Raw genomic sequence first — 10,406 nt, forward strand, 5'->3', positions numbered from 1 at the left:
GCCCCGCAGCTGGGCGAACTCGTGGACGAGGCGGCCCTCGTCGTAGCGGGCGGCCGCGCGGCGCAGCAGGCGCAGCTGGGGGTCGGGGTACCACCCGCCGCCGCGCAGCGTCTGGCCGAAGAACATATTGTGGCGCGGGATCCAGTAGCCGTCGCAGGCATCGCCGCTGGCCAGGGTGGCCCGGATCTCGTCGGCCAGGTCTGGCTCCACCCGCTCGTCGGCGTCGATGAAGAGCACCCAGGGCGCGCGGCAGATGCTCAGGGCGAGGTTGCGCTGGGCCGGGAACCCGCGCCAGGGCGCGCGGATCACGCGGGCGCCCCGCGCCGCGCAGATGGCCGCCGTCGCGTCGCGGGTGCGGTTGTCGAGCAGCACCACCACCTCGTCGGCGAGGCCGGCGAGGCTGTCGAGGCAGCCGCCGATGTGGCGGGCCTCGTCGCGGGCGATGATGGCGGCGGAGAGCTGCATGGCGGGCGCTATTGTAGCATATTGGGGGTTGGGGGTTTGGGCTACGTCCATCCCACGGCGGCGGCGCTGGACGAAAATGCCCAAGAATACTCTTGACCCGCCCCCGCCGAGTGCTATAATGGCCGTAATATGTTCTAGTAATCACGAATAACTTAGCAGGATGGGTACGTTCGAACGGCTGACTCCTTCAGGCAGATGCTAGACGATGAATAGGTGCAGTGACGCGCCGCACTAAGGATATGCGTGAGCACACCGCTTGCCCTCGCCGCAATCACCGCAGTCCTACGAGGCCAAGTCGCCAACTGGATCGCCGAGCACCATCTGGTCGCCCATCTCGGCGCTGATATTACTGTGTCAGCCCTCCCCCCTGACCGCATCACCACCGGCGCTGATGAGCGCCCGCAGATCAATCTGTTTCTGTATGCGGTGACTCCTAATACCGCCATGCGTCGCAGCGAGCCAGGCAGCTTGTCGCGGCCCCCCGCCGGCGGCTATCTCGCCCTTGACCTTCACTACCTTGTGAGCGCCTACGGCGTCGCCGATCTTCAGATCGAGACGCTCCTCGGCTATGCGATCCACGCCCTGCAGCAGGTGTCGTCCCTGGATCGCGAGACGCTCCGGGCGATGCTGACGACCCTGGCCTCCACCTCTGGCGGCATGTCTACCCCGCTGATCGCCGAGATCGGCGCGGAGACCCTGGCCGAGAGCATCGTCGAGGTGACGATCAGCCCGCAGTTCCCCGGCATCGAGGAGCTCTCGCGGATCTGGTCGGCGCTCCAGGCCCGCTACCGGCCGTCGATGTCCTATCGTGTCTCGGCTGTCATTATCGAAACCTCCGGGAGGGCGGGATGAGCGCTCCGGCGACGCTAACCTGGGCCGAGATCAACCAGCAGACGCTGGTCGCTGACCTCGCCCGCGTGTGCGCCCTGCTCGAGGCGCGCGTCGCCCAGCTGCGCGGCGAGGCGCCGCCGCCCATCCCCGCGCCCCGGCCCGAGAGTGACCCGCCGAGCGCGCTCGATATGCTCTGCCACACCTTTGGCCTCTCGCCCTTCGAGCGCGACACGCTGCTGCTCTGCGCCGGCGTTGAGCTCGATGGCCGCTTCGCCCACCTCTGCGCCGAGGCCCAGGGCAACCCGGCCTGCACCTACCCGACCTTTAGCCTGGCCCTGGCCGCCCTGCCCGGCGCCCACTGGGACGCGGTCGCGCCCACGGGCACCCTGCGCCGCTGGCGGCTGATTGAGCTGGGCGCCGGGAGCGCGCTGATCGTCAGCCCGCTGCGCGCCAGCGAGCAGGTTGTCCACTACCTCACCGGTATGCGCGAGCTGGACGAGCGCCTGCTGCGGATGGTCGATCTCGTCGCGCCCCCCGCATCCCTGGCCCCCTCGCACGACGCCCTCGCCGACCGCCTCGCCACAGCGTGGTCGCGCGCTGTGGGCGGGCCGCTGCCCCGCATACAGCTCTGCGGCGAGAGCGCCGAGGATAAGCGCGCCATCGCCGCCAGCGCATGCCGGCAGTCTGGCCTGCGCCTGCACGCCCTGGGCGCCGAGCGCCTGCCGGTCGCCCCGGCCGACCTCGACTCCCTGATCGCTATCTGGGACCGCGACGCGGCCCTGCTTGGCAGCGCGCTGCTCCTGGAGCTCGACGACCTCGACGGCTCTGACTCCGAGCGCGCGCGCGCCGCCACGCGGCTGATCGATCTGCTCGGCGGCCCCCTCCTGATCAGCGTCCGCGAGCGCCGGCCCATGCGCCAGACCACCCTCGCCCTCGATGTGCAGAAGCCCCGCCCCGATGAGCAGCGCGTGCTCTGGCGCGATACGCTCGGCCCCCACGCCGAGCGGCTCAATGGTCAGATCGAGGTCCTCGTCGGCCAGTTCAACATGGGCATGGGCGCCATCCAGGCGGCTGGCGATGAGGTGCTCCGGCGCATCGAGCTAGATAATCAGGCCTCGGACTTGGCTCTTGCCTCAGCCCTCAGCCCTCAGCCCTCAGCCCTCCCCGCCACCCTCTGGGATGTCTGCCGCCTCCACGCCCGCGCTCGCCTCGACGACCTCGCCCAGCGCATTGAGTCGACGGCGGTCTGGGACGATCTGGTGCTGCCCGATGGCCAGCGCCAGGTGCTGCGCGATATCGCCGCCCACGTCCGCCAGCGCTCGCGGGTCTATGAGCAGTGGGGCTTCGCCGGCAAGGGCGCGCGCGGCCTTGGCATCAGCGCCCTCTTCGCCGGGGCCAGCGGCACTGGCAAGACGACCGCCGCCGAGGTGCTGGCCGGCGAGCTGCGGCTCGACCTCTACAAGATCGACCTGAGCGCCGTGGTCAGCAAGTATATCGGCGAGACGGAGAAGAACCTCAGGCGGATCTTCGACGCCGCCGAGGCCGGCGGGGCCATCCTGCTCTTCGATGAGGCCGACGCGCTCTTCGGCAAGCGCTCCGAGGTGAAGGATAGCCACGACCGCTACGCGAACATCGAGGTGAGCTACCTGCTCCAGCGCATGGAGAGCTACCGCGGCCTGGCCATCCTGACCACGAACATGAAGAGCGCGCTCGACCAGGCCTTCCTGCGGCGCATCCGCTTCGTGGTGCAGTTCCCCTTCCCCGACGCCACGCAGCGGGCCGAGATCTGGCGGCGGATCTTCCCCGCCGCGACGCCCACCGAGGGCCTGGATGTCGGACGTCTGGCCCGCCTGAACGCGCCCGGCGGCAATATCCGCAACATCGCCTTGAACGCGGCTTTCCTGGCCGCCGACGAGGGCTCGCCCGTGCGTATGGCCCACCTGCTCCACGCCGCCCGCGTGGAGTACGCCAAGCAGGAGAAGACTCTGACCGACGCTGAGGTGGCCGGCTGGGTGTGAGGCTGAGACGGGCTGCGTCATTGGCAACCGACAACCTGAGCCGGGCGCAGGCGGGCATTGATTTTGATGATGCTGGCGATGCGGTGGTTGACCCTCAGACGGCAGGCGAGACCTCCGGCAGCAATGTCACCATGTATGACCAGGCGAAAACCCCGGCAGACTTCACATCGGGCCAGCAGCAGTTCCGCGGTGAGTTTTACTTTCGCGACGGGCACTTTGTCCTGATCTATATCGGACATCCTGATAAGGCATACCCTCAGCTCACTCGGGATACGCTGGCGGAACACTTTGGCGAGCCTGTGACGTTTCTGCGCTCGCGAGCGGGTAAGCAGCACCGCTTGTATCTCTACCCTGATAAGGGTGTGGCCTTCTCGGCGGGCGTGAGAGAGGTGGGCTTTGTGGAGATCTTTCATCCCTCCTCGTTGGAGCAATACCAGTCACAGTTCTACCTCAACCCAGGCAAGTTCATTCGTTAGGCGCTTCACAGTGCTTGTAACCCGGCACACACCTTAATCTTTGAGCGGGGTACGCGATGACCCGACGACAGCAGCAGAAGCCCTCCGCAGACCCGACGCCCGCCGCCCGCGAGGCCCTGGCGGATCGCGCCTTCGCAGTTGAGCCGCAGCAGGCCTCCGAGTCTCAGGCCCAGCCCGAGCAGGCCGCCCCGGCGGCCGGCCACAGCATCGCCGCCGCGCCGGCCCGTGTCACGCGGGGCAAGGGCCGCCCGCTCCAGGCCAAGCTCACCGTCGGCGCGGCCGGTGATCCCTACGAGCGGGAGGCCGACGCGGTGGCCGACCAGGTGGCGACCGGGCGGGCCGCGACCCAGATCCAGCGCGAGGCCAGCTCATCGGCCGGGGTCGATGTCACCCCTGCGGTCGAGTCGGGCGTGGCCCAGCTGCGCGGCGGCGGCCGGCCCCTCGCGCCCGAGACGCGCGGCGTGATGGAGCAGCGCATGGGCCACGACTTCAGCCAGGTGCGTGTCCACACCGACGCGCGGGCCGGCGACCTGGCCCGCCAGATCCACGCCCGCGCCTTCGCCGTCGGCAGCGACGTGGCCTTCGCCCCCGGCCAGTACCGCCCCGCGAGCCCCGAGGGCCAGCGCCTGCTCGCCCACGAGCTGACCCACGTGGCCCAGCAGGGCCAGGCGGTCATCCGGCGCGACGACACCGATACGGCGACTGAGCCGGCCCCCGTCGCGCGGCAGCAGGTTGCCATCGGCAGCAATGGCGATAGCGTGAAGACGGCGCAGGAGAAGCTGAATGCGCACGGTGCCTCGCCGCAGCTTGTGGCCGATGGGATCTTCGGGCCGAAGACACTGACGGCGACGAAGGCCTTCCAGGGGGCGCACGGCCTCGCCGAGGATGGGATCATCGGGCCGAAGACCTGGGGCGCGCTCGATACGGCCCCCCCCACCTCCGTCCCCGACACCGGCCTCGCCCGCGAGGAATCGGTCACGAACTTCGCCTCGTCTGCCAGCGCTATCCAGGAGAACTGGGGCAAGGCGACGCCCCAGAAGCGGGCCGACGATATGGTCGCCGAGGTCAATAAGGAGCTGAAGAGCGCGGGCTCCTACCCGGTGAATGCGGTCCTCTCAGATAGCCTCGACCCGGGGACGGAGGGCGAGTTTGACTTCCAGACCTGGACGCTCAGCCTGAACAAGGTGCGCTTCGAGAAGGATACGATCACGGATGCGGAGATGGCCGACGTGGTCAACACCGTGTACCACGAGTCGCGCCACTCCGAGCAGTGGTTCCGCATGGCCCAGAAGCGCGCCGGCGACGGCAGGACGGCGAAGCAGATCGCCAAGGAGATGTTCATCCCGCCCGATGTGGCCGAGGCGGCGACGAAATCCTCGCTGAAGGCGCTGACTGACGATGAGCGCGCGGGCATGTCGGAGGACGATGCCGCCATGCACGACCAGCGCCTCAAGGAGGGCAACGACTGGTACCAGAGCGTCTATGGCGCCGGCAGCGCCAACCGAAATGCGGTGCTGGGCGATATCGACAACCGCTACGATGAGTACCGCGGGCTGTCCGAGGAGGCCGATGCCTGGGGGGCCGGCGACCGGGCCGGGGACGCCTACAAGGATAAGAAGGCCGAGGAAGAGGCCCAGCGGGAGCTTGAGGAGCTGAAGAAGAAGAAGACGCCGTAGCGCTACCGCAGGTAGGGAGAAGGGACAAGCGATGAGTGACGAGGCGATCGCGACAATCCGGGCGCTCTGTGGCGCGCTTGCCACCGCCGACGCGTCGGTGGCGAGCGTGGCCGCACGCCTGGGCGAGATTATTGAAGATCAGGGCGGGGCGCTCGGCGTGACGGTGCGCCCCGCCGATCCGCAGTTCGCGGAGGCCCTGATTGTGCGCACCTATGATGGCGGCGCCCCGGCCCATGTGCGCCTGCGCCCGGCGCAGGCAGATACTCTTTCTACGGCCGATCTGGCGAAGGCGTTCGGCAGCTATGAGACGCCGCCGAAGGCGCGCCCCGGCTCCTCCCAGACCATCATCTTCACTGATGATCAGCCGGGGCAGCCCTACACCTGCACGATCATTGTCGAGGTCAGCCCTGGCCCTGATGGCGTCGCACGCGGTGCGGCGAAGACGATCACGGTGCGGCGCGATACGCGCCTGCCGTAGAGAAGCGGGAATCGGCATGCTGGCCACCCTCCACACAACCTTACGCCGCATGCTCTACGAGCGCGGCAAGATCGACCCCGGACAGGTGGACGTGCAGTTCGCGCGGCCCACCCGCGCGTGGGCCGACGCGCTGACCGCGCCGACGATCAACCTGTACCTCTACGAGATCGAGGAGAACCCCGACTTCCGCAACGTGCGCCCCAGGGTGGTGAAGACGTCCACCACGGCCAGCACGCACATGGCGCCGGCGCGCATCGACCTGCGCTACATCGTCGCCGCCTTCTCCAGCAACATCGAGGATGAGCAGCTGCTGATCTGGCGCACCCTGGCCGTGCTGCTCAAGCACCCGGCGCTGCCCACCGAGCTGCTCGCCGATGAGGTGCGCGCCCTCGATATCTCGCTGCTCACAAAAATTACCCGTCTGGGCGAGGGGCCGCCCTCGCTCGACACATGGCAGGCGTTCGAGGTGCCCCCGCGCCCTGCCGTGCTCTACACCGTCACCGCGCCGCTCGACCCGGAGCTTGTGATCGATGCGCCCCTGGTGCTCACCGGCACCACCCGCTTCGTCCGCTCGTCGCCCGAGGACGAGGCCGCCGGGATCGGCATCATGCGCGACCGGGCCATCGTGGTCGCGTCGAGCGTCCACGTTGGTGGGGTTGTCCGCGACCGCCAGGGCGCCCCCCTCACCGGGGTGGCGGTCTCAATCGAGGGCCGGGCGATGGATCCGGTGATCACAAGCCAGGAGGGGAGGTTCATACTGGGATCACAGCAGCCCGGGCAGCTGGTGCTGCGGGTCGTTCGCCCCGGGGCCGAGTCAACGCTGGTGTCGCTGGTTATTCCTTCGGAAACGTACGACGTCGTAGTCGATTAAGCTGTGCTGAAAGGGGATCACAATGCCAGAGTATCTGTCGCCAGGTGTGTACATCGAGGAGGTCAACTCCGGGCCACGCCCGATCGAGTCCGTCGGGACGGCCTGCGCCGCATTCATCGGCTTCGCCCCGGCCGGCCCCGCCAACAAGCCTCTGCTTGTCACCAACTGGACACAGTACGTGGACGCCTTCGGCAGCCTCGATGAGAGCGGGCGCAAGAGCCCGCACATGAGCGGGGCCTACCTCTCCCACGCCGTGTACGGCTACTTCCTCAACGGCGGCGGGCGCTGCTACGTCACCCGCGTCGCCCCGGTCAGCACCAATGGCGCGGCCGCTGAGAAGGCCGCCACGCTCCAGCTGCCCAGCCGCTCCTCGAAGGCCGTGCCCTCGCTCACCTTCACGCCGAAGGGCGCACCCGCCGCCGATATCGTCATCGATGTGCTGCCGCCCACCGGCGACGCGCCCCCCGAGGGCTCCTTCACCCTCAACGTCAGCATGGGCGATGTCAAGGAGAGCTACGAGAACGTCAACCTGGGCAAGAAGGGCAAGTCGGTCGTCGAGACGGTCAACCAGGCCAGCAAGCTGGTCTCCGTGGCCGAGGCCGGCGGCACCGGCTCGCTGGTGGACCGCGCCCCCGAGCTGGGCAACTACATCGTCAAGGCGCCCGCCCCGGCCAGCACCCCCAAGCTCAAGGCCAACGACCTGGTCGGCAGCGTCGTCGAGCGCTCGGGCATCGAGGGCCTGGAGATCGCCGAGGACGTGACCATGGTCTGCTGCCCCGACCTGATGAGCGCCTACGAGTCCGGCATGATCGACCGCGTGGGCGTCAAGGCCGTGCAGACGGCCATGATCAACCACTGCGAGCGCATGTCCGACCGCATGGCGATCATCGACCCCCTGCCCGACCTCACCCCCCAGGAGGTGAAGAAGTGGCGCGAGTCGGAGACGAACTACGACTCGATGTTCGCCACGCTCTACTACCCCTGGCTCACGGTCCTGGGGCCTGAGGGCAAGCCGATCGCCGTGCCGCCCTCCGGCCACATGGCCGGCGTCTGGGCGCGCAACGACACCGAGCGCGGCGTCCACAAGGCCCCGGCCAACGAGGTCGTCCGCGGCGCCCTCGGCCCGGTCTCCGAGATCACCAAGGGCGAGCAGGACACCCTCAACCCGGTCGGCGTCAACTGCATCCGCACCTTCACCGGCCGCGGCATCCGCGTCTGGGGCGCCCGCACCCTGAGCAGCGACCCGGCCTGGCGCTATATCAACGTGCGCCGCCTCTTCAACATGGTCGAGAAGTCGATCGAGCGCGGCACCCAGTGGATCGTCTTCGAGCCGAACGACCCCGGCCTCTGGTCGCGCGTCCGCCGCGACGTCGGCGCCTACCTGAGCACGGTCTGGCGCGACGGCGCGCTCTTCGGGGCCACCCCCGGCGAGGCCTTCTTCGTCAAGTGCGACGCCGAGATCAACCCGCCCGAGACCCGCGACCAGGGCAAGCTGATCATCGAGGTCGGCATGTCGCCGGTCAAGCCCGCCGAGTTCGTGGTCTTCCGCTTCAGCCAGTTCAGCGGCGGCGGCGCGTAACGGTGTCGTAGGCACCGCTCCCCTCTCCCGCCGCAGCGGGAGAGGGGCTGGGGGTGAGGGCCGCCCCGCCCCTGCGCAACTTTACTCTGAAGGAGACACCAATGCCGGGGTTTACCGATCCATTTCGCTCACAGACGTTCTATATCGAGTTTAGCCCGCACTTCACGGGCGCGGTGCTCAAGGTGTCGGGCCTGGCCTACGAGCGCGAGGTGAAGACGGTGGAGCAGGCCACCTCCAGCGGCAGGATCATCATTAACCAGCTGCCCGGCAAGTATATGCCGGCCACGCTCACCATCACCAAGGCGATCACCTCCAACAAGGGCTTCTGGGAGTGGCGCAAGAAGGTGCTGGAGATGACCGACATCTCGAAGATCCGGGTCAACGGCACGATCACCGCCTACGACTACGCCAACGGCAACGTGACGATGCAGTGGCATGTCGTGAACGCCTGGCCCTCGCGCATTAAAGGCCCCACCCTCAATGTGGAGGCCGACTCCGCCCAGGAGGAGATCGAGATCTGCTACGAGGAGCTCAAGCAGGTCGAGGGCTAGCATTATCTAACGGAGCACACCTATGCCCACCTTACCGGCTAATCGATCCGAGGACCCGCTACAGTCACACCGCTGCACGGTGGAGTTTGGCACGGAGATCGCGGGGCTGCTGATCTCCTGCGACGGCCTGGAGAGCAAGAACGAGATCGTCGAGTCGCGCAGCATGGGGAGTGGCGGCAGGGACCGCCCGGCCAGCCGCATCCCCGGCAAGCTGAGCATCGACCCCCTGGAGATCCAGCTCTTCGTCCTGAAGGGCGACGACTTCTTCGAGAAGTGGTTCAAGGGCATCCAGGATGGCAAGATCACGTCGAATACGAAGGACGGCGCGATCAAGATGTACGACTCGGAGAACGCGCCGGTGGCCGAGTGGTCGATCCTGTCGGCCTGGCCGAGCAAGCTGACCTACACCGACCTGGACTCCTCCTCCAACGACGCCCTCAAGCTGACGGTGACGCTGGTCTACGAGGGCTTCTCGCGCGAGCTGTAGTGAGATTCTGGTGGGCGAGCGGGCAACGCTCGCTCGCCCACCAGCATAGTGATACCGATGATGCTCCAGACTGAGTTTGCCTTCACCCTGCCCTGCGGCTACATCGATGGCCAGGGCAACCTGCACCGCCAGGGCGTGATGCGCCGGGCCACGGCCCTGGATGAGGTGGAGTTGCTCGACCACCCGCGGGTGCGGGTGAACGAGGCCTACCTGAGCATCCTGCTGCTCTCGCGGGTGATCACCAGCCTTGGCACGATCGCCCCGGTGACGCCGGCCCTGGTCGGGGCGCTCTTCGCCACCGACTTTATCTACCTTCAAGATATGTATATGCGGGTGAACAGCGCCGAGCCGAGCCTTGTCGAGACGCAGTGCCCGTCCTGCGGCACTCACTTTATGCTGGATGTGAATGATGACCACGGATCGCAGTGACAGCGGCATGGGCTCTGATCTGGCCGACCTACCGGCGCAGGATCAGCGCGCCGGGGAGATCGACGTCAAGCTGCTGGCCGAGAAGGTCTACCGCCTGCTCCTGGCCGACCTGCGCCTGGCCCAGGCGCGCGGCGAGCGGCCGGCGCGCGGGAGGGGGCGACCATGACGCAGCCGAGTAATGATGCGATGCCGATCCATCGCTTCTATCTCCAGATCGATGGGGTGAACCTGGCGGTCTTTATGGAGATCGACGGGCTCCAGGTCGAGACGGATATCTTCGAGTACTCGGAGGGCGGCAACAACGGCTTTCTGCACAAGCTGCCCGGCCAGACGCGGGTGAGCAACCTGACGCTGAAGCGCGGCATGGTCTCCACCAACGAGCTGTTCAACTGGTACATGAAGGTTGCCTCGGGCACGATCGAGCGGCGCAACCTCTCGGTGATCATCTACACGCACGATGGCTCCGAGATGCGGCGCTGGAACTTCTTCGACGCCTACCCGGTGCGCTGGGTCGGCCCCGCGCTCAACACGGATACGACGAGCCC

The 10,406-nt window shown here is 67.7% G+C and carries 13 protein-coding genes; 12 read left to right on the forward strand and 1 reads right to left on the reverse strand.

All coding sequences use genetic code 11. From position 1 onward, the window contains the following. Positions 1-465: glycosyltransferase family 2 protein (locus tag K2Z83_RS27000; protein ID WP_220598271.1), on the reverse strand; the 465-nt coding region annotated here is incomplete at its 3' end. A 243-nt stretch (positions 466-708) separates the two neighbouring features. On the opposite strand from K2Z83_RS27000, the gene K2Z83_RS27005 reads away from it, so the two are divergent. The 12 genes from K2Z83_RS27005 to K2Z83_RS27060 all read left to right on the forward strand — a co-directional run. Beyond that, positions 709-1,317: a DUF4255 domain-containing protein gene (locus K2Z83_RS27005; RefSeq protein ID WP_220598272.1), complete on the forward strand. Its 609-nt coding sequence runs from the start codon at positions 709-711 to the stop codon at positions 1,315-1,317. After that, positions 1,314-3,314: an ATP-binding protein gene (locus K2Z83_RS27010; RefSeq protein ID WP_220598273.1), complete on the forward strand. Its 2,001-nt coding sequence runs from the start codon at positions 1,314-1,316 to the stop codon at positions 3,312-3,314. The genes K2Z83_RS27005 and K2Z83_RS27010 overlap by 4 nt, the downstream gene beginning before the upstream one ends. Positions 3,315-3,334: 20 nt before the next feature. Beyond that, positions 3,335-3,790 carry a hypothetical protein gene (locus tag K2Z83_RS27015; RefSeq protein ID WP_220598274.1) on the forward strand — a complete coding sequence of 152 codons (456 nt, stop codon included), beginning with the start codon at positions 3,335-3,337 and terminating at the stop codon, positions 3,788-3,790. A gap of 56 nt (positions 3,791-3,846) precedes the next feature. After that, complete coding sequence (locus tag K2Z83_RS27020; protein WP_220598275.1) at positions 3,847-5,466, forward strand: DUF4157 domain-containing protein; 1,620 nt, start codon at positions 3,847-3,849, stop codon at positions 5,464-5,466. A 31-nt stretch (positions 5,467-5,497) separates the two neighbouring features. Next, positions 5,498-5,944 carry a hypothetical protein gene (locus K2Z83_RS27025; protein ID WP_220598276.1) on the forward strand — a complete coding sequence of 149 codons (447 nt, stop codon included), beginning with the start codon at positions 5,498-5,500 and terminating at the stop codon, positions 5,942-5,944. A gap of 16 nt (positions 5,945-5,960) precedes the next feature. Next, positions 5,961-6,815, forward strand: coding sequence for a Pvc16 family protein (locus tag K2Z83_RS27030; RefSeq protein WP_220598277.1), 855 nt, complete (start codon positions 5,961-5,963; stop codon positions 6,813-6,815). A gap of 22 nt (positions 6,816-6,837) precedes the next feature. After that, complete coding sequence (locus K2Z83_RS27035; protein ID WP_220598278.1) at positions 6,838-8,394, forward strand: phage tail sheath subtilisin-like domain-containing protein; 1,557 nt, start codon at positions 6,838-6,840, stop codon at positions 8,392-8,394. A gap of 101 nt (positions 8,395-8,495) precedes the next feature. Continuing rightward, positions 8,496-8,945 carry a phage tail protein gene (locus tag K2Z83_RS27040; protein ID WP_220598279.1) on the forward strand — a complete coding sequence of 150 codons (450 nt, stop codon included), beginning with the start codon at positions 8,496-8,498 and terminating at the stop codon, positions 8,943-8,945. A 22-nt stretch (positions 8,946-8,967) separates the two neighbouring features. Beyond that, positions 8,968-9,432: a phage tail protein gene (locus tag K2Z83_RS27045; protein WP_220598280.1), complete on the forward strand. Its 465-nt coding sequence runs from the start codon at positions 8,968-8,970 to the stop codon at positions 9,430-9,432. A 57-nt stretch (positions 9,433-9,489) separates the two neighbouring features. Next, entirely contained in the window at positions 9,490-9,861 is a 372-nt protein-coding gene (locus tag K2Z83_RS27050; protein WP_255604549.1) for a phage tail assembly protein, read from the forward strand. Continuing rightward, positions 9,839-10,027, forward strand: a complete 189-nt coding sequence (locus tag K2Z83_RS27055; protein ID WP_220598281.1) for a hypothetical protein — start codon at positions 9,839-9,841, stop codon at positions 10,025-10,027. Before K2Z83_RS27050 ends, K2Z83_RS27055 begins: the two co-directional genes overlap by 23 nt. Beyond that, positions 10,024-10,406, forward strand: a 383-nt coding sequence (locus K2Z83_RS27060) for a phage tail protein (protein WP_220598282.1), incomplete at its 3' end; no start/stop codon positions are given. The genes K2Z83_RS27055 and K2Z83_RS27060, both read left to right, overlap by 4 nt.

The organism is Oscillochloris sp. ZM17-4 (genome assembly GCF_019599295.1).
Taxonomy (GTDB): Bacteria; Chloroflexota; Chloroflexia; order Chloroflexales; family Chloroflexaceae; genus Oscillochloris.

Coding starts and splice junctions, on each gene's coding strand:
- K2Z83_RS27050 (WP_255604549.1), top strand. CDS start 9,490: ATGATGCTCCAGACTGAGTTTGCCTTCACCCTGCCCTGCGGCTACATC.
- K2Z83_RS27055 (WP_220598281.1), top strand. CDS start 9,839: ATGATGACCACGGATCGCAGTGACAGCGGCATGGGCTCTGATCTGGCC.
- K2Z83_RS27020 (WP_220598275.1), top strand. CDS start 3,847: ATGACCCGACGACAGCAGCAGAAGCCCTCCGCAGACCCGACGCCCGCC.
- K2Z83_RS27035 (WP_220598278.1), top strand. CDS start 6,838: ATGCCAGAGTATCTGTCGCCAGGTGTGTACATCGAGGAGGTCAACTCC.
- K2Z83_RS27040 (WP_220598279.1), top strand. CDS start 8,496: ATGCCGGGGTTTACCGATCCATTTCGCTCACAGACGTTCTATATCGAG.
- K2Z83_RS27025 (WP_220598276.1), top strand. CDS start 5,498: ATGAGTGACGAGGCGATCGCGACAATCCGGGCGCTCTGTGGCGCGCTT.
- K2Z83_RS27045 (WP_220598280.1), top strand. CDS start 8,968: ATGCCCACCTTACCGGCTAATCGATCCGAGGACCCGCTACAGTCACAC.
- K2Z83_RS27010 (WP_220598273.1), top strand. CDS start 1,314: ATGAGCGCTCCGGCGACGCTAACCTGGGCCGAGATCAACCAGCAGACG.
- K2Z83_RS27030 (WP_220598277.1), top strand. CDS start 5,961: ATGCTGGCCACCCTCCACACAACCTTACGCCGCATGCTCTACGAGCGC.